24 protein-coding genes are annotated in these 19,231 nt (G+C 43.9%); 1 reads left to right on the forward strand and 23 read right to left on the reverse strand.

Going from position 1 to position 19,231, the window contains the following annotated elements:
• Positions 1–62: 62 nt before the first annotated feature.
• Positions 63–971 (forward strand): LysO family transporter, encoded by a 909-nt coding sequence (locus NI468_RS06005; protein WP_129716661.1) that lies wholly within the window; start codon positions 63–65, stop codon positions 969–971.
• 435 nt (positions 972–1,406) lie between these two features.
• Here the strand turns inward: NI468_RS06005 and pyrF are convergent, their stop codons facing one another.
• The 23 genes from pyrF to NI468_RS06120 form a co-directional block, all read right to left on the reverse strand.
• Positions 1,407–2,087: an orotidine-5'-phosphate decarboxylase gene (gene pyrF, locus NI468_RS06010; protein ID WP_253100640.1), complete on the reverse strand. Its 681-nt coding sequence runs from the start codon at positions 2,085–2,087 to the stop codon at positions 1,407–1,409.
• 36 nt (positions 2,088–2,123) lie between these two features.
• Positions 2,124–2,483, reverse strand: coding sequence for a lipopolysaccharide assembly protein LapA domain-containing protein (locus NI468_RS06015; protein WP_004278852.1), 360 nt, complete (start codon positions 2,481–2,483; stop codon positions 2,124–2,126).
• Between the two features lie 24 nt (positions 2,484–2,507).
• Positions 2,508–2,813: an integration host factor subunit beta gene (locus tag NI468_RS06020; RefSeq protein WP_004278853.1), complete on the reverse strand. Its 306-nt coding sequence runs from the start codon at positions 2,811–2,813 to the stop codon at positions 2,508–2,510.
• A gap of 163 nt (positions 2,814–2,976) precedes the next feature.
• The gene (rpsA, locus tag NI468_RS06025; protein WP_004278854.1) at positions 2,977–4,653 is read right to left on the reverse strand and encodes a 30S ribosomal protein S1; all 1,677 of its coding nucleotides are present in this window, start codon (positions 4,651–4,653) and stop codon (positions 2,977–2,979) included.
• A 110-nt stretch (positions 4,654–4,763) separates the two neighbouring features.
• Entirely contained in the window at positions 4,764–5,447 is a 684-nt protein-coding gene (cmk, locus tag NI468_RS06030; protein ID WP_004645457.1) for a (d)CMP kinase, read from the reverse strand.
• Between the two features lie 17 nt (positions 5,448–5,464).
• Positions 5,465–5,896, reverse strand: a complete 432-nt coding sequence (locus NI468_RS06035) for an SRPBCC family protein (RefSeq protein WP_005263340.1) — start codon at positions 5,894–5,896, stop codon at positions 5,465–5,467.
• Between the two features lie 60 nt (positions 5,897–5,956).
• Positions 5,957–6,472: a tRNA adenosine(34) deaminase TadA gene (gene tadA, locus NI468_RS06040; RefSeq protein WP_005263341.1), complete on the reverse strand. Its 516-nt coding sequence runs from the start codon at positions 6,470–6,472 to the stop codon at positions 5,957–5,959.
• A gap of 6 nt (positions 6,473–6,478) precedes the next feature.
• Positions 6,479–7,600, reverse strand: a complete 1,122-nt coding sequence (locus NI468_RS06045) for an enoyl-CoA hydratase/isomerase family protein (RefSeq protein WP_005263342.1) — start codon at positions 7,598–7,600, stop codon at positions 6,479–6,481.
• Positions 7,597–8,310 carry a uracil-DNA glycosylase gene (ung, locus tag NI468_RS06050; RefSeq protein WP_005247316.1) on the reverse strand — a complete coding sequence of 238 codons (714 nt, stop codon included), beginning with the start codon at positions 8,308–8,310 and terminating at the stop codon, positions 7,597–7,599. Before ung ends, NI468_RS06045 begins: the two co-directional genes overlap by 4 nt.
• A gap of 46 nt (positions 8,311–8,356) precedes the next feature.
• Entirely contained in the window at positions 8,357–8,953 is a 597-nt protein-coding gene (locus NI468_RS06055) for a 6-pyruvoyl trahydropterin synthase family protein (protein ID WP_180037416.1), read from the reverse strand.
• A 152-nt stretch (positions 8,954–9,105) separates the two neighbouring features.
• Complete coding sequence (gspK, locus tag NI468_RS06060) at positions 9,106–10,077, reverse strand: type II secretion system minor pseudopilin GspK (protein ID WP_253100644.1); 972 nt, start codon at positions 10,075–10,077, stop codon at positions 9,106–9,108.
• Positions 10,078–10,083: 6 nt separating this feature from the next.
• On the reverse strand, positions 10,084–10,725 hold the full coding sequence (gene gspJ / locus NI468_RS06065; RefSeq protein WP_005247320.1) for a type II secretion system minor pseudopilin GspJ: 642 nt from the start codon (positions 10,723–10,725) through the stop codon (positions 10,084–10,086).
• Positions 10,722–11,273, reverse strand: coding sequence for a type II secretion system minor pseudopilin GspI (gene gspI / locus NI468_RS06070; protein ID WP_420909022.1), 552 nt, complete (start codon positions 11,271–11,273; stop codon positions 10,722–10,724). The genes gspJ and gspI overlap by 4 nt, the downstream gene beginning before the upstream one ends.
• Positions 11,263–11,814 (reverse strand): type II secretion system protein, encoded by a 552-nt coding sequence (locus NI468_RS06075; protein WP_253100647.1) that lies wholly within the window; start codon positions 11,812–11,814, stop codon positions 11,263–11,265. The genes gspI and NI468_RS06075 overlap by 11 nt, the downstream gene beginning before the upstream one ends.
• 9 nt (positions 11,815–11,823) lie before the next feature.
• Positions 11,824–12,438 carry a TetR/AcrR family transcriptional regulator gene (locus NI468_RS06080; RefSeq protein ID WP_005252237.1) on the reverse strand — a complete coding sequence of 205 codons (615 nt, stop codon included), beginning with the start codon at positions 12,436–12,438 and terminating at the stop codon, positions 11,824–11,826.
• A gap of 41 nt (positions 12,439–12,479) precedes the next feature.
• A complete protein-coding gene (locus NI468_RS06085; RefSeq protein WP_005106566.1) occupies positions 12,480–13,253 on the reverse strand; it encodes a TatD family hydrolase in 774 nt (257 codons plus the stop codon).
• 27 nt (positions 13,254–13,280) lie between these two features.
• Positions 13,281–13,622, reverse strand: coding sequence for a PilZ domain-containing protein (locus NI468_RS06090; protein ID WP_004645468.1), 342 nt, complete (start codon positions 13,620–13,622; stop codon positions 13,281–13,283).
• Between the two features lie 15 nt (positions 13,623–13,637).
• Positions 13,638–14,618 carry a DNA polymerase III subunit delta' C-terminal domain-containing protein gene (locus NI468_RS06095; protein WP_219309103.1) on the reverse strand — a complete coding sequence of 327 codons (981 nt, stop codon included), beginning with the start codon at positions 14,616–14,618 and terminating at the stop codon, positions 13,638–13,640.
• Positions 14,619–14,632: 14 nt separating this feature from the next.
• Entirely contained in the window at positions 14,633–15,394 is a 762-nt protein-coding gene (gene kdsB / locus NI468_RS06100; RefSeq protein WP_253100650.1) for a 3-deoxy-manno-octulosonate cytidylyltransferase, read from the reverse strand.
• A 12-nt stretch (positions 15,395–15,406) separates the two neighbouring features.
• Positions 15,407–16,411, reverse strand: a complete 1,005-nt coding sequence (lpxK, locus tag NI468_RS06105) for a tetraacyldisaccharide 4'-kinase (RefSeq protein ID WP_004645471.1) — start codon at positions 16,409–16,411, stop codon at positions 15,407–15,409.
• 3 nt (positions 16,412–16,414) lie between these two features.
• A complete protein-coding gene (msbA, locus tag NI468_RS06110) occupies positions 16,415–18,142 on the reverse strand; it encodes a lipid A export permease/ATP-binding protein MsbA (RefSeq protein WP_005106562.1) in 1,728 nt (575 codons plus the stop codon).
• A complete protein-coding gene (locus NI468_RS06115) occupies positions 18,142–18,564 on the reverse strand; it encodes an ExbD/TolR family protein (RefSeq protein WP_253100705.1) in 423 nt (140 codons plus the stop codon). Before NI468_RS06115 ends, msbA begins: the two co-directional genes overlap by 1 nt.
• A gap of 10 nt (positions 18,565–18,574) precedes the next feature.
• Complete coding sequence (locus NI468_RS06120; RefSeq protein ID WP_253100653.1) at positions 18,575–19,213, reverse strand: MotA/TolQ/ExbB proton channel family protein; 639 nt, start codon at positions 19,211–19,213, stop codon at positions 18,575–18,577.
• Between the last annotated feature and the right edge of the window lie 18 nt (positions 19,214–19,231).

Raw genomic sequence — 19,231 nt, forward strand, 5'->3', positions numbered from 1 at the left:
TTTACCATCTGACATCAAGCGGTGGCATAATTTATAGGTAATTTTTTCACTCCATTAAATTTATGCAATCGCTTTGGCTTATCTTTCAGCTTCTATTCTGTCTAGCATTCGGTTTTGCCATGGCAAAACGAATTCCGCTTTCGATTATTAAAATCTGTTTCAAGCTATTGCCCTATTTTAGCTATGTTTTATTGATTGCAATTGCCTTTGAATTTTCACAATTGGTAGATGAATTGCAGCATCCTCTCCAGATTTTGAGTACGTCGATCAGCATTGCCTTTCTGACCTCGCTCGGTGCTTTTGCATTTTGTTATCTACTATTTAAATGGGCAGGTTATCTTCCGAGTTCCGGTCGGGTATCCGTCGACCTGGTGCTTAAATCCCTACTGAACATGAGCTATGCCTTTTTGGCTCTCGCAGGCGGATATTGTTTACATACGGGCTTGAATCTATTTGATCTATCCGTGCAAATCAGCACCTGGCATTTGTTGCTGGTATTTATGTTCATGATTGGCCTGGATCTGGCTTATTCACCTTTAGATCGTTCCTGGTTAAATTTTAAAATTCTCTTAGTTCCGATTGGTTGTATTTTTGGTTCATTATTTGCAGTCATGCTTTATTCATTCTGGAATACAGACATCAGTCTAAAAGATTTGATCATGCTGTCACAAGGCTATGGATTTTACTCAATGTCAGGTGTTGTCGTAACAGAACTCAGAAATGCAGAACTCGGCAGTATCGCGCTAATGAATGACCTGTTTAGAGAAATTTTTGCCATCTTACTCATGTATTGTATGGGCTGGAGATACCCAAGATCCGCCATTTCCGCAGCGGGTGCAACTGCGATGGATGTGACTCTACCGATGGTTAAACAGGCCTGTGGGCATGATTTTATTCCACATGCCATGGTCAGTGGTTTTATTTTGTCACTGTTAGCACCAGTCATGGTGAGTGTACTGGCAGCGATTTAATTACTTTATCACTTTCTCAATCTCACTAAATTCCTCTTTTATAAAGAGGAACTCTCCTCCCTGATTCAGTTTAAAAGCAGAATTTTAAAACGAAGCACAAGCAAGTAGGCCGAGCGGGCTGACTAAAAACTTAAATCAATATCACTTAAGGCATCGCCTACTGTTTCAATAACATCCGAAGCAAGACTGATGGCATCAGATGCCAAACTGACCACATCGATCCCCGCTGTCCGATTTGCTGAGCTTGCCTGCTGTTGTTGCTATTCTTGTTGCTTAAGCTGTTCTGCCTGTTGAATATTTTGAATCACGTCATTCTGTACTTTTTCTAATTGTGGTTCAGATGAAGTCATCATTTTTCCTTTTTATTTTATAACCATTTTTTCAATATATAAAAAAAGCCTTTCGACTGAAAGGCTTTTTGTCATTCAAACCGTATTAAAGCGTTGCCAAAATATCTTTCAAAGTCTGACGCATATTTTTAGACTGGGTAATCGGGCGACCAATTACCAGATGTGTTGAGCCATCTAGCATTGCCTGTTTCGGTGTCACAATACGTTTCTGGTCATCTGCATTCGACCCTTCTGGACGAATGCCGGGTGTCACTAATGCAAAGTCTTTTCCAATCGTTTCACGTAACATTTTCGCTTCTTGAGCTGAGCAAACCACCCCATCTAGACCACTGTCTTTTGTCAGTTGTGCCAGACGTTTTACATGCTCATTTGGCTCAATATCCAGACCAATATCTTTCAAGTCTTCACGGCCCATTGACGTCAATACAGTCACTGCAATCAACTGAGTTTTATAATTACCCGCTTGCAAACGCTCTACACAGGTTTCCATCATCTTGCGGCCACCTGAGGCATGCACATTGACCATCCACACACCCAAATCTGCTGCCGCGCATACTGCCTGTGCTGTTGTATTTGGAATATCATGAAATTTCAGATCCAGAAATACATCAAAGCCTTTATCTTGAAGTGCTTTGACAATAATTGGACCTTCATGGGTAAATAACTCTTTACCAACTTTAAGTCGACACAAGGCAGGATCTAACTGTTCTGCAATGACTAAGGCATCAAATTGGCTTTTGGCATCTAGTGCGACGATGATACTCAAGAGATTACCCCTTCATATAGGCAAAAAATAAGCCCATTATAATGGGCTTTGATTTTCATTGGTAATATCTAATACAGTTTTTTCATGCCGGGTATGGGCTGCTGCTTCAGCGGCCATTAACTTGGCTGTATTCAACTGTTCCTTACGTAGATGTTCAATGTCTTTACGCAGTCGTTTAATTTCCCAATTCGTCTGAAAAACCCGGAAGATCTGAACGCCCAATAACAGGCCCAAAACGACACCTAAAGATAACGTGAGGAGAAGTAATAATCCCAGGCGCATTGCGGGAACTTGAGTAAATAACAAGTCCACTGACAATTCGGTACCGTTTTGCAAAACCAAAGCTAATGAATAACCAAACAGTACCAATAAAAGAATGACCAGAACGTAACGCATGAACACCCCGCAAAATATTTACAATTATTTTTGTGCAGACTCGTTCACAGCGTCACGAAGTGCCTTGCCTGGTTTAAAGTGCGGAACTGCTTTTGCAGCCACTTCTACTGATTTACCAGTTTTAGGGTTACGACCTACGCGCGGTTCACGGTGATGCAATGCAAAACTACCAAATCCACGAATCTCGATACGATTGTCAGTTGATAATGCTTCTATCATTTGATCAATCATAATTTTAACTGCTTCTTCCACTAAAGGCTCAGCCAAATGCGGATTTTTTAACGCAATACGCTCTATTAAGTCAGACTTATTAAGTGCTTCAGTAGTCATCTGCGACCTCTTTAATTATCAAGCTACTTGGAATCTATTTCCCGATAATAACCTGTTTAAATACAAAACGGTAGCGCAATAATTAAATACTACGCTACCGTTTACAGTATTTGTATAAAAAGTATTAGTTAACTTACATTAACAATACAATTCAAACGCTTACTTAGTTGCCCATTTGAGCTTTAATCAGGTCACCAATCGTCTTAGGACCATTGTCTTGACCAGCAGGAGCTGTTTTCAAGTTAGCAACTGCTTCTTTCTCTTCAGCTTCGTCTTTCGCTTTGATAGACAAGTTGATTGCGCGAGATTTACGATCTACGTTGATGATCTTCGCTTCAACTTCTTGACCAACTTCAAGGAACTTAGTTGCATCTTCAACGCGATCGCGGTTGATTTCAGATGCTTTCAAAGTCGCTTCAACTTCGTCAGCTAACTTAACAGTAGCGCCTTTAGCGTCAACTGCAGTTACAGTACCTTTAACCAAAGCACCGCGTTCGTTAGCAGCAAGGAAGTCATTGAACGGATCGTTGTTCATTTGCTTGATGCCAAGGCTGATACGGTTGCCTTCAGCGTCTACAGAAAGGATAACCGCTTCAACAGTGTCGCCTTTCTTGTAACGACGAATCGCTTCTTCGCCTTGTTCGTTCCAAGAAATATCAGACAAGTGAACTAGACCGTCGATACCGCCTGGTAAACCGATGAAGATACCGAAGTCAGTGATAGATTTGATCGTACCAGAAACTTTTTCGCCTTTGTCGTGGTCTTTAGCAAACTCTTCCCATGGGTTAGCACGAGTTTGTTTGATACCAAGAGAAATACGACGACGTTCTTCATCAACTTCAAGAACCATAACATCAACTTCGTCACCAATCTGAACAACTTTAGATGGGTGGATGTTTTTGTTAGTGTGATCCATTTCTGAAACGTGTACTAAACCTTCAACGCCTTCAGCGATTTCAGCGAAACAACCGTAGTCAGTCAGGTTAGTTACGCGCGCTTTAACGATTGAACCTTTAGGGTAACGGTTCATTATCGCTAACCATGGATCTTCGCCAAGCTGTTTAAGACCTAGAGAAACACGGTTACGTTCGCGGTCGAATTTAAGTACTTTAACAGTAACTTCTTGACCCACTTCAACAACTTCTGAAGGGTGCTTGATACGTTTCCAAGCCATGTCAGTGATGTGAAGAAGACCATCAATACCGCCAAGGTCAACGAATGCGCCGTAGTCAGTAAGATTTTTGATCGTACCAGTAACTGTTTGACCTTCTTCAAGCTGAGCAAGAAGAGCTTCACGGTCAGCTGAAGATTCAGCTTCCATAACAGCACGACGTGAAACAACAACGTTGTTACGTTTAGCGTCAAGTTTGATTACTTTGAATTCTAACTCTTTGCCTTCTAGGTGAGTAGTATCACGAATAGGACGAGTATCAACTAAAGAACCTGGAAGGAACGCACGTACTGGACCGATGTCAACAGTGAAACCACCTTTAACTTTACCAGAGATAACACCAGTAACGATTTCGCCGTCTTCAAAGATTTTTTCAAGTTTAGTCCAAGTTTCTGCGCGTTTAGCTTTTTCGCGAGAAAGAACTGTTTGACCCATACCGTTGTCAAGTGCTTCAACAACTACGTCTACAGTGTCGCCAACTTGAACTTCAAGTTCGCGCTGTTCATTTAAGAACTCAGCACGGTCAACAACGCCTTCAGATTTAAGGCCAGTGTCAACAGTTACCCAATCAGAGTCAATGCTTACTACAACGCCCTGGATAACTGCACCCTTTTCAACGTTGAGGTTTAATTCGCTTGCTTCAAAGAGGGCTGCAAAAGATTCGGTCATGATATTTCCGATAAAGTCAGCGGTCTTGGATCAGACAAGGCCGGTTTAATTAAGCATCTACATAGTCCATATAAAACTGATCAAGCTATGCGTTTGCTGATAAAATTGGGTTAGTTTGCTAATTGCTGATCCACATAAGTGGTCATCAGCTGGAATACTTCATCGATATTCAAATCTGAACTATCGATAATGTAAGCATCATCCGCAGGCTTGAGTGGAGCGACAGTGCGTTCCATATCTCGTTTATCGCGAGCGATGATATTAGCTAAAATGTCGCTTATTTTAACATCCAGCCCCATGCCCTGCAACTGCTTTACACGTCTTTGCGCACGGGATTCAGCCGAGGCCGTCAAATATATTTTTGCCTGGGCGTTCGGGAAGATACTTGTCGCCATATCGCGTCCGTCTGCTACCAGACCCGGTGCCTGCGCAAAGGCATGTTGGCGTGAAACCATCGCTGTTCTAAGCTCAGGAATTGCTGCAACTTTTGAAGCAAACTCTCCTACCCGCTCAGTGCGAATAGTTTGGGACACATCTTCACCATCCAGCCACACCTGCACCCCAGTGTCGGTACTGACAAACTGGATATCTAAATTTGTTGCGATTTGTACGCATTCTGGCAATTTCGTGTCTAGAGAATCCAGCAAATCATGGTGATGCAATGACAAACCCAAAAGGCGGTATAAAGCACCAGAATCCAATAAGTGAAACTGATAATGTGCAGCCAGTTTCGCTGCTAACGTGCCCTTGCCAGACCCACTTGGACCATCAATGGTAATAATTTGAACTGTCATTGCTTTCCCGTTGTTGTTTAAACAGATTTTGCGAGTTTTGTCAGGCCTAGTTTAATCGCTGCCTGTAACTGTGCAAGGATTAATTTACTCACAAAAGGCGCACGTGCCTGCAATTCAATCGTATAAGTTACTAGCGTTTTGTCATCAGCCAGTGCTTCAAATTCAATAATACCCAAATGATGCTTGATTAACGGATTTTTAATAATCTGGTATTCGATGCGATTATTTGGCTCGAACAAGGTAATTTGTTCTTTCAGCGGCTTTATTGGCCCCATACCCATTGCACGTACCGAACCGAGTCCATCAGGATATTCAGCATCCGCAGAATCCTTGATCCGCTCAACCTGCATCGGCGCGAAAGCAATATTATAGGTGGCATGCTTAGACATTAAATTAAAGACATCATCAAGCGCTGCCGGGAATTCTTTTTTTACTTGAATACTATTCATTATTGTTCCTGAAGATTGCAGATATTTGAAAGTAAGCAAATTTTAGCGGATAAAGCAGATTTATTTCTGCGTATTTAATAATTTTTCTTGTAACTTGAGTTCTCGTTTCTGCTCGCGGCGCAACTTAAAAAATGCACTGAGCTGTTCAGAGCATTGCTGCTGCATGCAGCCTGCCTCGAAAGGAAATACGTGATTATAATAACCAGTTTCAAACAGTTGACGCGCACTCACCAGTGAACCTGCTTTCGCTTCAAATGCGCCAAATACTACCCGTGAAACCCGTGAATGCACCAGCGCCCCAACACACATGGTGCACGGCTCAAGAGTCACATAGAGCACTGCATCATCAGGTAAACGATAATTTTGGATGTTTTGACACGCGTCACGTAGCGCAACAATTTCAGCATGCGCAGTCGGATCATTCAACGAGATGGGCGCATTAAACCCCCGACCAATGATCTGATTCTGGCTGACGATAATTGCCCCAACAGGGATTTCTCCCTGTGCAGCAGCAAGTGCAGCCTGCTCGTAAGCACGCTGCATCCAGTATTCATCTGTAAATTGTGTTTCGGACATTGGGGCTTAAATCACACCATAATGTTTGAGCAGCTCATTCCAGCTTTCAATAGTCGTAACTGGAGGATTTCCAGACAGGATGCCTTTTAAACTCATATCTGCACCCTTTTTCCACTCAGGACTAAGGTCTTTATCGACCAGACGTGCACGCACACCTTCGACAAAATCATGATGACGGATTTTCCAATCAGAAATTTGAACTTCCAGTTCGAAAACTTCATTCCAGGAATGTACCTGCTTACCCCATTGCCATAATAGCCAGGTCAAGGCTGCAGTGGTTGGTGAACCTTTTTTCAGGTTTTCACTGGCCTGACGTAACCAGTCACTGCGTGCATCACTCAGGCCAATAATCGACTCATAATCATGCTCAAAGTTGATGCCACGGCAAACACTATGAATCACGTCCAGAGAGTTTTGTAGCGGTCCCGGGCCTACCGGACGGTGCATACTATTCAGGGTATCATCAATGGCACGGAAGTCACCCGCAGGATAATGTTCCCAGTCAATATTAATGACTTTATCCAAAACTGAATCACGCTGTGCATCACAAATATGCGTTGCCCAACCAATACCATAAGCACCAGCAGCGGTCATGATCGAACCGGTCAAGCCGGTAAATAGACCAATCGCACCACGATCTGCCAGGAAGCGGGTTGCACCCACGTCTGGATACAAACCGATATTGATTTCAGGCATGGCCAAACGTGAATATGGCGTCACTAAACGGAAAGGCGCTGCCATAAACAGGCCCAAGCCACCACCCATCACATAACCTTCACCCCAGACTAAAACGGGTTTGGCATAATTATGCAATAACAGATCAAGTGCATATTCTTGTTCAAAGAATTTATTGGCAGCCGCGACTTCGTCATTAATAACTAACTGACGCAGCTTACGCACATCCCCACCCGCACAGAACGCTTTCGGTGTGGTTGAATCCAGCCAGATGGCTTTTACACTGTCATCATGATGGAAATCCTGAAATACTTCCAGAAGTGCGGAAGCGATCGATTCATCCAGCGCATGCAAAGATTTCGGGCGATTTAAACGAACGATACGCCAACCATTGTGCGCTTCTTCAACAATCAAATCTGGATGATAATGTTTAGTAAGGGGAGAATATTTCATGCGTCCAGCTGCCAATCTATAGGCTCAATGCCATGTTGTTTGAGGTAATTATTCGATTTTGAAAATACTTTACAACCAAAAAAACCACCACGGTTTGCGGCCAAAGGCGATGGATGTGCTGCCTTTAACACGAGATGCTTGTCTTGATTAATGCGCTGTCCTTTACGCTGTGCGTATGCGCCCCAAAGAATAAAGACAATATGTTCACGCTGTTCATTTAATACATCAATGACGTGATCGGTAAATTCTTCCCAACCGCGCTTTTGATGCGAAGTCGGCTGACCTGCTTCTACGGTCAGTACTGCATTTAACAGAAGCACACCCTGCTCTGCCCAATGCGTCAAGTCACCATGCTTCGGTCTTTCAACCCCAACATCAGCATGTAACTCATGAAAAATATTACGCAAAGATGGTGGTAATGCAACCCCCTTTTGCACGGAAAAGCTTAATCCATGCGCCTGATTTGGGCCATGATAAGGATCTTGCCCTAAAATCACCACTTTTACCCGATCTAGCGGTGTGGTATTCAAAGCATTAAAAATCAGATGATTGGGAGGATAAATGATTTTATCTGCTTTTTTTTCTTCAACGAGAAACGCTTTTAATTCATCCATTTTCGGACTGAGCAAAAATTCACTCAATCCATATTTCCAGCTTTCATCCAACTGAACTTTATTCAGCTTGGCCAGTTGCTGTTCATTTAAAGACATTCTTCAATCCTAAATCTATGTCAATGGATTTAAAGTCACGCAGACTTTAAATCTGTACCTGTAAATCTACTGTAGGGTTATGAAATGGTATGCCCTGTTTGAGCTTGGCGAACATGTCCGGATCTGTCCATTCAGCTTGCACCTGTTCAGAAAACTCAAGTTGCTCCAGACTGAGGATGCCCATTTGTTCATTTTGAATATCTTCTAAAAAGCTTTGTGCATAGCCGGTATCGGTTTCATGCACAATCACAGAGTAGACTTCAACATCGCCTTCACCATTTTGCGTCACCGTCGATGCTAGCACCTGCTGTGCCAGAAAGAAGAAAATACGTGAAAACTGTTCTGCTGATGGCGATACCGGCAAAGACACCCAGCGCGCACTGAAATTCTTGCAGGCCTGAATATATTCCGGGTCGTCATTTTGCCAGAAGCAGATGGCATGATCGAAAGAATCAAAGAAATCCTTAATCACACCTTTAAGCAGCCCAAAGTCATAGACCATTTGACCATGATCTAGCTTCGAGGCTTTTAGCAATAACTCGACTTTATAACTATGGCCATGGATCGAACGCTTACAGCGATCTGACGTGCAGTTACGCACAATATGAGCATTCTCAAACTTAAATAACTTACGAATTAACATATGCCGTAATGTCGTCAAAAAATAGGTGAATTAATTTTGATTATAAAGCAAAAGTAAAGCTTTGAGGATTAATTTTGCTGTTTAGCATGATAGGGAAAAGGCATCAGCCCGGCATTTGCGCTTATACAGCCTGTACAATTCATGAGCTGAAATTAAAATGGCGCCATGCTGCGATATGCCACATAAACCTGTTTGCCCTGACGAACCAGATCGCTGCTAAACTGGCGCTTACGCTCACTTAAAACCACTTCGATTCGGGCTTTAAAATAATTGGATTGCACCCCAAGCAGACTGTTAAACAAATTACGCTTGTCCGCATCGACCTGAGCAAAAGGCTCCAGTGACCACAAATCAGATACATTGGAAAAGTGCTCCAAATTAGCCTGACGCTGATCCAGCAATTGCTGCACTGCATTCACATCCAGCTTTTCATCCATACTGGCCAAAAGAAAAGCTGAAGTCGTATTAATATTGACCGAACTCTCCTGCACCGGTGCAGCGCTGAGATACGGTTCAATCAACTTATATTTATTCTCTTCAAAACCGCGTACCAGCTTTAACTCTTCTAGGCTATGAAATTTTGCATTCGGCGGCAAAGCAGCATTGGGCAAGCCTTGATAATAGTTAGATTCGGCGCCCATACCTCCACTGACCAGCTCATCTGCATCCTGCCAGTCAATGACTGCTTCACTCAGCTGTGCCGGCAAACCGGCACGTTTTAGAATCAGCTCGAACCATGCCTTGGCATTTTCATTCACCGTACCTTCGGCGGTGATCAGGCTATTTAAATTAAACTTTCCCGATTCATCCTGCACAATTCCGGAGACATAACCGTCATCTACCGGAAAAGCCGGCATGGGTTGCGCCCAGGTTTCCTGCAGATGGTCGACCTCTGCAGCATTTTCAGCATCATCGACCAGCAATTCAGAAAAAAAGGCCTCGGCACTTTTGGCATACATGAGAGACTGGTTTTGTCGCATTAAATAAGCAGTGCTTTCAGCAGTTGCAGCCTGACGCTGGGCAATCGTGGCAGCCAAAATAGTCGCTAGCGCTACCATCACCAGAATGGTAATCAGTGCAATGCCCTGCTGCTGTTTGATCATGATCGCTTTATTCATTTTCATTTCTTATTATTCTGAGCTGGGTTGACCGGTGTTCTGAGTATCAAGCAAAAAGTCAGTATTTAATAAACTGAACATCCATTCATAACTGACGCCATTCACGGTTAAATTGATTTTAATCCCTTTAGGCAAACGCTGTTTATGCTCTAACTGATTCAGATCAGTAGAAGTATCCGGCCATTGCGTGAGTTCATTCGGATTGAGTACGACGATCTGGAATTGTTCCACTTCCGACAATAAAACACTGGATTCGGGCTGATCTTGACCTGTCTGATTTAGATTCCGGTATTTCAAGCGATAAAGTTTCTGCTCATCGGCTCGGTACTGATATTCAATGCGTTCATCTGGGGAAATCCCTTCTTCTAAAGGATCAGTTACCCCGGTTTTACTAAAGTTAAAACGTCCGTTCTGCAGCACCAGAGCCGGTTGAATATCGCCATTGATGTTGGCCGTTAAGGGTACTGCCTGTACGGTATCTCGCAGAATCTGCTGATAGGTTTGCTGTAACTGACCTAAACGCTGTTCATGAATCACATTCTGATCTTTCGTTTTGACAATATAATCAAAAACTTTCCAACCCAAAGCAGACAGCACTGCAAAGATCGCAATTGCGACCAATAATTCAACCAGAGTAAATCCTTTAGACTTCATGGAGTATTGTTCATACGATGATTAAAGAACATCAGGCTGCTGATACCAGATTCCACCTGACCACTGGCCTGATTAACCAGACTCACCTGCAGCTCGATTCGCTGAACATTCGGACTGACCGTCAGTTCACTGCGTTTATCGATCTGCCAGGTTTCACCCTGCTGGGTCAGTTGTTTTGAAGCCGTGCCTTCCATCCATTCCTGATTGATTTCCATTTGTGCTACTTCATTTAAGGCAACAAACTGTGCTTTTGTACGTAGAATGGCATTCGAGGTCGATTGGGTATATTGCATCGCGACTTTGGTCAGGGTCATAGCTGCGGTTGCAAAAATTGCCAAGGCCACCATGACTTCCAACAAAGTAAAACCTGAGGCACGATTAAGTCGAGTAACACTCGACCTGAGCGACATTGTCGCGCAAGAAAGTCCGATAGCAGCGCAAGACGAAGTCCTATGCTTGCAGCACACATGATCAAATCCATGCACACTCGACTTAAGTGACTTGATCGCACCAAATCCAGTATTCTGCTTGAAATATCTAGATTTCATTGATTTTACCCAGATGATCAATCTCAATCGCAGCACCCACTTCACGGTCTTCTAAAAAGAATTGAATCCGCACCGGTTTGACTTCACCATTGCCGAGCCAGATCAATTGAGGTGAATTTGCCTGAGTCAGGTCACGGTTTTGTGCCTTGGCGTAACGCTGCTGTTCCAGTGCCTGAATCTGAAAGGAAATATGATCAGGCAAACTACGCAATTTAAAATCTGCATAATTTTGCCATTTCTCATTTTGCAGGTTCTGTTCAGTCTGCGCTGCTGAACGATATTCTATAATTCCATAGCGAAATGGCGTGACATCTGTCGCTGATTGAACGTCAAGCGCGAGTATTCTGGACTGGTCATTGGCCTCACGTAGCACCCGTTGCAAGTCCACCAATAAAATTTCACGCGCTTGCATCGCTTTGCGCTGATCGACGCCACTGGTATTCAACAACACTAGTGAAGCCATAATCCCCATAACCACAATCACCACCATCAATTCGATTAAGGTAAAGCCACGAACTGCGATGTGAGATGATCTGATCATAGGACAACCTTAGGCAAACTGCTCGGCAGAATGCACCTGCTTAGGCAAAGCCAGTGCCTGATCGATATAGGCCACACGCAAGGTATCACGTGAACCCAAATAACGCTGATAGAAACTGGAATTGAGAATTGCAGCTGCGCCATGGGTCAGCGACCAGATCGAAGCCAGATAATCGCGTACCGACATGCGGCTGTTGATCGAAGCCAGATAAGTTTCTGTCATACGGATAATCAGGCGTAAGCGCTGTTTACGTACCTGATAAAGTTCGCTAAACAGGTGCTGAATACCGACCCCAGTCGTTGACAGACGTTCTTCAATCTGATGAAACAGCACGGTACGTTCAGGATGATGCAAATGATGCAGCATAAAGAAGGCCAGATGTTCAGGAAAGGCTTTATCACTATCCTGAATCATTTCCAGCAACATGCGCTCATTACGGATAATCAGCAGCATGTATAGTTCATCTTTACTCTGGAAATGTTTATAAAGTGTCCCTTTGGCCAGATCAAGCTCGGCAGCAAGCGCATCTAGGGTCATTCCTGCTTCACCATTTTCCAACAGGAGCTGTTCTGCAACTTGAAAAATCAAGGTTTCTCTTGCTCGAAACTGAGCCTGACGATCCATCTTCACCCTATAAACTCTCTTTGTACTTTATATAACTTTATTTACTTTAAATTCAGAAGATTTTCAAAGTTCTGCTTTGTGATAAAAGCCATTTCTTCTAGCGACTTATCATATACATCGCAAAGCGCTTTGGCTACATAAGGAACGTATTTAGGCTCATTAGATTTGCCACGATACGGCATTGGCGCAAGATAAGGACTATCGGTTTCAATCAGCACACGATCCAGCGGAACCTGTTTGGCGACATCACGCAGATCCTGCGCATTTTTAAATGAAACAATTCCGGAAAATGACACATAATAGCCGCAATCCAGTACTGCTTTAGCGGTTTCCCAGTCCTCGGTAAAACAGTGCAGGATGCCATGCGTAGATTTTTCCGCGCGAATAATATCGACGGTATCATGCTTGGCGGAACGGGTATGAACGACTACAGGTTTTTTGGTGATTTGTGACGCATGGATATGCCGGGCGAAACAGGCTTTTTGCTCTGCAATAAAATCGGTACTGTGATAATAGTCCAGACCTGTTTCACCGAGTGCCCAGACTTTCTCCGGTTGCGCCAGTTCGACCAGATATTCAGTCGTGGCACGCGCCATGGTTGCAGCATCTTCGCAAGGATGTACGCCAACGGTATATCCGACATCTGCATGACGCGCGGCAATTTTGGCCAGCTCGATATGATCATCCAGATCGACCGAGATACTCATGAATTTGGAAACACCGGCTTCACGAGCCTGAGCCAATGCCTGATCCAGATCACCATGATATGGTGTCAAATCAAGCAGGGTTAAATGACAATGAGTATCTACAAACACGATGCGTTCCTACCAAGGGTAAATTAACTACATAGTGTAACTTTTACGTCCTTCAGATTTAAGACCTGCAACCAGACGATCTGCTTCATTTTTAAAATAAACGCCTTTTTCACCGCTTAACTGGATGCCAAAGCCTTGTGGCTTGATGCCATTCTGCTTTTGCGAGACCCAGATGACTTTACCGGTTAAAGGAATTTTCTGGGTCTGGTCAGGCAAAGTCGTCAATACAAAAACCTCTTCGCCCAGTTTGACCGGCTGCTTGGAAGGAATAAAAAGCCCACCACCCACAACATAAGGCATATAGCTGGCAAACAGTGTTTCAATGTCAGGAATAGTAGCCTGAATAATACCACCCATACGTGGTTGCATGTGATTTCCCCTTAATTAAAGATTCATCAGCTTGATAAACAGTTCATCGATGACCAGATTGCTTTGGACATTCTGCTCGAGATATTGCTTGGCGCGCTGAAAATCTTCATAAATTTTAAAAAGTGCTTCTAATGAATATTGTTCGGCAAGCACATTCAACTCAAGATCAATGTTTTTCACCGTCTGATTTAGCTTGACACAAATTAAATCGGACAACAAGTATTCAAACATTTGAGCAAATTCACCAAAACTCAGGCTTTTATTCCATTTGGTCGCAATTGCCAGTGGCATATTTTTTTGAATGACCAGTTTTTGCCAGTCTTGCAGGAATTCCTGACGCAGTGGCAGCCAGGCACTTTGTGCAACCTCTAATGCCTGTAACGGCATCTGATTAGACAGGTTCATCAATAACTGTTGCTGGCTAGCGCCTGCATCTGGTAACTGCTTCTGGACATAATCGCTAAATTGTTCTGCGGAAATTCGATCCAAAGCAAAATGCTGCAAACGACTGCGGATGGTCGCGGGCAATTTTAAATAATGATTCGCCAGTAAAATAATCACCGTATTATCACCGGGTTCTTCCAGTGTTTTAAGCAAGGCGTTAGCAGAGGCAATATTTAAGGCTTCTGCCGGCTCAATCACAATTACACGCCAGCCATCTACAGTCTGTTGCACAAAAGGCAGAAGATCACGAATCTTCTCGATCTTGATTTTAGCATTCTGTTTTTTATTGTCTTCATCGGTACTGATATGCACATAGTTGGGATGGGTATCTGCCTTTAACCATTGGCAGCTACTGCATTCACCACATGGCCCGGCAGGCTGACGATTCAGGCATAACACCCAAGCCAGAAACTGTTGGGTAAACGCTTCTTTGCCACAGCCTTTTTTTCCATAAAACAATAAACCATGCCCAAGCTTGGGAAAGCGTCCGGTCAGGGTTTCCCAAACCTGTTGCTGCCATGGATAGATATGTGCATTGACATCAAAAGGCATGTATTTGACTCTTCTTAGGCAAAATGGGAAAGCTCCATCTGATTTAGGCGATCCAGATCTTCCTGGGTATCTACCCCTGGCGGCAAATTGGCTTCAGCCACCGCAATGGCAATACGGTGTCCATTTTCCAGTACCCGTAACTGTTCTAGAGATTCCAGTTTCTCCAGCACACCCATTTCCCAGGTCACATATTCTTGCAACAGTTTTACCCGATAGGCATATAGACCTAAATGACGATAGGCCTGATCATGCAGCTTCGGTTCAGCGAGTTTCGCGCCATCACGGTCATAAGGAATGGTAGCACGGCTAAAATACAGTGCCTGCTGCTGTTTTGACATTACGACTTTTACAATGCTGTCGCGTTTGAATTCATCCAGTTGATGGATCGGCTCACATAGCGTCGACATGGAAGATTCAGGCTGATCTTCCAAGAGTTGAGCAACCTGTTTTACCAGTTGCGCCGGCAGTAAAGGTTCATCCCCCTGTACATTGACAATGATGTCATCACTGGCCCAGCCTTTAGTTCGAGCCACTTCACTCAAGCGGTCTGTGCCTGAAGGATGATCCGCTGAGGTAATCACCACATCAATGCCTTCAGCACGGCAAACGGCTGCAATACGCTCATCATCAGTTGCCACACACAGATCGTCAAAACCTTGCACTTTTTTGGCTTGGTCCACTACCCGCAGAATCATGGGACGACCATGAATTTCCAGCAAAGGTTTACCCGGTAAACGTGAACTGGCGAAACGTGCAGGAATAACAATGTGTTTCATAATGAATGAGCCTTAAGAAATTTGAATACCGTATTGTTGTAACTGTTGCTGCAAGACTGTATAGCAGGCTGGCGATAGGACTGCATCGACTGGCACCACCCAGATATCCTGTTTAAAATCTGGATATTGTTTAAGTAGCGCCATAATTTTTATTGCGTCTTTTTCAGTGGTAATAATCGGATTGTTATCATCGAACTGTAAATCTTCAATGTCATAGTCATGATGGTCTGGAAACTCATGACACTGAAATTGTTCTATGCCTAAATTTTGCAAGGTCTGATAAAACCGCTGTGGAAAGCCAATGCCGACTACCGCATAAAAAGCCGCTTGAGGATCAAAGATTTTATTGTTGTCCTGATTAAGCAAATAAGGCTGTGATGCAGCCAGATGCATATGCAGTTCAGAGCTTGGGTTAGCCGAATGCTCAATTACGGTTCCCGTTTTCAAACGGGTCACTGGTTCACGTAGATAACCTTCTGGAAGCAGTTTCTGATTACCCAGACCGCGATTATTATCCAGCACAATCCACTCAATCTGGCGATTCAAGGCCCAATGCTGCAGGCCATCATCACAGATAATCAGATCCAGTTCATGTTTGTGCAGCAATAACTCGATACTTTTCTGCCGGTTGGGACCAACTGCCATCGGCACGCCTGTTGCCTGTACAATCAAGGCAGGCTCATCTCCGACAATCTCCGGCAAGGTATTAAAGTCGACATAGGCAGGAAATGGACCTTGGCCGCCATAGCCTCGACTGATCACGCCTACCCGAACATTTTTCTCGGTTAAATAATCCACCAGATGAATCAACAAAGGTGTTTTACCGCTACCACCGACTGTGATGTTACCAATTACCATAACGGGAATTGGTGCACTATAACTTTTTTTAATGCCTTTTTGATAAAGCCAGTGATTGCTGACAAAACCCAGGCGATACAACCATGACAAAGGACGCAGCACCACCAGCCACTTTGCCTGTGCATTCCAAGCATCCTGAATGATTTGTGCCAGTGCCATAAGTTACTGTTCCTCAAAGTTACGCTGATGCAACTGATAATAAGCACCATGTAGCGCAATCAGTTCGGCATGACTGCCCTGCTCAACAATACGGCCCTGATCCATGACAACAATACGATCCGCGTTTTCAATCGTCGATAGACGATGTGCAATTACGATGGTGGTACGGTCCTGCATGGCTTTATCAAAGGCACGCTGAATAAAGTATTCCGACTCGTTATCCAGCGCACTGGTCGCTTCATCCAGAATCAGAATAGAGGCATTTTTCAAAATTGCTCGCGCGATGGCGATGCGCTGACGCTGGCCACCAGACAGGTTTAAACCCTGAGCACCCAGCTGAGTATTATAACCTTGCGGTAGTGCCATAATAAAATCATGCGCATAGGCTGCCTTTGCTGCCGCGATAATATCTTCATCGGAAGCACCTTCGAGCTGACCATAAGCAATATTTTCCCGCACGGTACGATTAAACAGTACTACTTGCTGGTTCACCATAGCAATCTGGGTTCGCAAGGCGGTAATTTCAAAATCTTCAATCGGTTTCTGATCCAGCAAGATCTGCCCAGAAGTTGCATCCTGATAACGCACCAGCAGATTCACCAGAGAACTTTTTCCTGCACCAGAACGTCCTACCAGCGCTACTGTTTCACCGGCCTTGACCTGCAAATTAAAGTCATGAATAGCATGATGGCCATCATCATAAATCAAGTTGACATCTTTAAACTCGATATCGCCTTTCAGGCTATCCGTTAAAGTCCCGGTATTTTTTTCTTCAGGCATATCCAGCAATTCAAATACCGAATGAGCCGCAGCCATACCACGTTGAATTTTTTCATTGATATCCGTCAAGGCTTTGATCGGTCTTGCCAGCATACCCGCCGCAGTAATATAAGCGACAAATTCACCCGCAGAGGTATCACCCAGAATTTGCGGACGCAAGGCAATAAACATCACAATACTCAGTGAAATCGACATGATCAGCTGAACCACAGGACTATTCAACTGTTGTACAGCGACCATTTTCAAGCCACGACGCAAGTTTTCCAGCGAGTTCTGTTTAAAGCGTTCCTGCTCATAACTTTGCCCTCCAAAACCCTTGACGATCAGGTTGGCATTCACCGTTTCCTGCACCACATGGTTTACATCACCCATGGTGTCTTGCACTTGCTGCGATAATTTACGCATCCGTCTTGCAGCTTTACTGATAATAAAGCCAATGACGGGTGCAAAAATCAGGATACACATGGTCAGACGCCAGTTGGTATACAACAGGTAGCCTAATAATGCCAGAGTGATCAAACCTTGTTGCAACAAGGTTCTTAAAGCTTCAGTTGAAGCAGCGGTTAGCTGTTCAACGTTATACATGATTTTGGCAGTAATATGCCCGCTGGTATTGTCCAGATAATACTGGGAAGGTAAACGCAGCAATTTTGCAAAAACTTCCTGACGGATATTGAATACCAGATTCCGGGAAATTACCGCAGTAAAATATCCACCCATGAACAAACCCAAGCCCCGGAAGAACATGAGTATGACCACTAAAAACGGGAAAAGTGATGTGAAACTCTGGTCTTTATTTTGAATCGCCTCAATAATATATTCCAGTAATTTAGCGACAGAGACTTCCGTAGCGGCATTAATAGAAAAACCCAGCAGGACAAGCAATGCAATGCCCCAAAACGGTTTTAAATAACTTAAAAGGCGAAGATAGACCTTAAAATCGTGCTTCACTAATAACCTCGGGTGGGTACTTTGGTACTGATATTAATATTTACAAAGCCGAGCTGCCCGGCCACATCCATGACACGAATCACGTCCTGATGGCTGGATTTTGCGTCAGCTGCAATGACAAACATTAAATCACGGCGTTCATTAGAAATCTGTTTAATTGCAGTATTTAAATCCGCGACTTCCTTACTGGCCAAGGATTGACCATTGACTGCGTAATGACCATTGGCATCCACAATCACTTCAACTTTCTGATCATAGCTTTTAGGCGGTACACCTTGCGCATCCGGCAAGGTCAGATTCATTCGGCTCATTTGGCTAAATGTCGTCGACAAAAGTAAAAAGACCAGAATAAACAGCAGACAATCAATCATCGGTGTCAGATTAATATGTACATCTTCCACCTGGTTGCGTTTGAATTTCATCATCCGCCTCCTAGCTGGCTTTTTGCATGTCTTGATCTATGTCTGCATGATTACGATAAAAAAGATCCGCATGAAACAAAGTCGCTTGCTGCTCAAGTTCAGCCACATATTCCTGAACAAGACGCTGAAAATAACGGTGAGCAAACAGTGCAGGAATTGCAATCAGCATACCGGCTGCCGTGGTAATTAAAGCCTTGGAAATACCGGGCATCATCAAGACCGGATCACTTCCAGTTCCCACATCGATCATCAGGAAAGATTCAATAATCCCAAGTACAGTTCCCAATAAACCGAGTAAAGGCGCAACTGCACTCAAAGTTCCCAGAAAATTAATGTTTTTTTCCAGATAACCAATTTCCTGTGATGCCACCACTTCCATCTGTGCGCGAGCATACTGCTCACCTTGCTGCTTGCTGGCATAGCCTGCAGTAAATACCCGGCCCAAAGTGCTTTGCTTTAAGGCCGCACTTTGATTCATTTTTTGCATGACTTGTGATGCATTTTGCACTGGACTCATCAGAAGTGTAGACGGAAGTACCGCTTTCCTCTTCAGGCGAATCAGGCGCTCGATCGAAATCGCCAACATAAAGATAGAACACAAGACCAGTGGCAGCATGAGCCAGCCACCCGCTTTAACCAATTCCCACATCTAATTTATTCCCCAATA

The organism is Acinetobacter lwoffii (genome assembly GCF_024129355.1).
Classification (GTDB): Bacteria; Pseudomonadota; Gammaproteobacteria; order Pseudomonadales; family Moraxellaceae; genus Acinetobacter; species Acinetobacter lwoffii_I.

What these genes read in the sequence shown, in the direction of transcription:
- NI468_RS06045 (WP_005263342.1), bottom strand. Translation starts at nt 7,600, where the DNA reads ATGAAATATTCTCCCCTTACTAAACATTATCATCCAGATTTGATTGTT.
- NI468_RS06090 (WP_004645468.1), bottom strand. Translation starts at nt 13,622, where the DNA reads ATGCAACCACGTATGGGTGGTATTATTCAGGCTACTATTCCTGACATT.
- NI468_RS06020 (WP_004278853.1), bottom strand. Translation starts at nt 2,813, where the DNA reads ATGACTACTGAAGCACTTAATAAGTCTGACTTAATAGAGCGTATTGCG.
- NI468_RS06080 (WP_005252237.1), bottom strand. Translation starts at nt 12,438, where the DNA reads ATGGATCGTCAGGCTCAGTTTCGAGCAAGAGAAACCTTGATTTTTCAA.
- tadA (WP_005263341.1), bottom strand. Translation starts at nt 6,472, where the DNA reads ATGTCCGAAACACAATTTACAGATGAATACTGGATGCAGCGTGCTTAC.
- gspK (WP_253100644.1), bottom strand. Translation starts at nt 10,077, where the DNA reads ATGAAAATGAATAAAGCGATCATGATCAAACAGCAGCAGGGCATTGCA.
- gspJ (WP_005247320.1), bottom strand. Translation starts at nt 10,725, where the DNA reads ATGAAGTCTAAAGGATTTACTCTGGTTGAATTATTGGTCGCAATTGCG.
- NI468_RS06120 (WP_253100653.1), bottom strand. Translation starts at nt 19,213, where the DNA reads ATGTGGGAATTGGTTAAAGCGGGTGGCTGGCTCATGCTGCCACTGGTC.
- gspI (WP_420909022.1), bottom strand. Translation starts at nt 11,273, where the DNA reads ATGAAATCTAGATATTTCAAGCAGAATACTGGATTTGGTGCGATCAAG.
- NI468_RS06055 (WP_180037416.1), bottom strand. Translation starts at nt 8,953, where the DNA reads ATGTTAATTCGTAAGTTATTTAAGTTTGAGAATGCTCATATTGTGCGT.
- NI468_RS06005 (WP_129716661.1), top strand. Translation starts at nt 63, where the DNA reads ATGCAATCGCTTTGGCTTATCTTTCAGCTTCTATTCTGTCTAGCATTC.
- lpxK (WP_004645471.1), bottom strand. Translation starts at nt 16,411, where the DNA reads ATGGCACTGGCACAAATCATTCAGGATGCTTGGAATGCACAGGCAAAG.
- NI468_RS06015 (WP_004278852.1), bottom strand. Translation starts at nt 2,483, where the DNA reads ATGCGTTACGTTCTGGTCATTCTTTTATTGGTACTGTTTGGTTATTCA.
- ung (WP_005247316.1), bottom strand. Translation starts at nt 8,310, where the DNA reads ATGTCTTTAAATGAACAGCAACTGGCCAAGCTGAATAAAGTTCAGTTG.
- NI468_RS06095 (WP_219309103.1), bottom strand. Translation starts at nt 14,618, where the DNA reads ATGCCTTTTGATGTCAATGCACATATCTATCCATGGCAGCAACAGGTT.
- NI468_RS06115 (WP_253100705.1), bottom strand. Translation starts at nt 18,564, where the DNA reads ATGAAATTCAAACGCAACCAGGTGGAAGATGTACATATTAATCTGACA.
- kdsB (WP_253100650.1), bottom strand. Translation starts at nt 15,394, where the DNA reads ATGAAACACATTGTTATTCCTGCACGTTTCGCCAGTTCACGTTTACCG.
- rpsA (WP_004278854.1), bottom strand. Translation starts at nt 4,653, where the DNA reads ATGACCGAATCTTTTGCAGCCCTCTTTGAAGCAAGCGAATTAAACCTC.
- NI468_RS06075 (WP_253100647.1), bottom strand. Translation starts at nt 11,814, where the DNA reads ATGATCAGATCATCTCACATCGCAGTTCGTGGCTTTACCTTAATCGAA.
- cmk (WP_004645457.1), bottom strand. Translation starts at nt 5,447, where the DNA reads ATGACAGTTCAAATTATTACCATTGATGGTCCAAGTGGGTCTGGCAAG.
- NI468_RS06035 (WP_005263340.1), bottom strand. Translation starts at nt 5,896, where the DNA reads ATGAATAGTATTCAAGTAAAAAAAGAATTCCCGGCAGCGCTTGATGAT.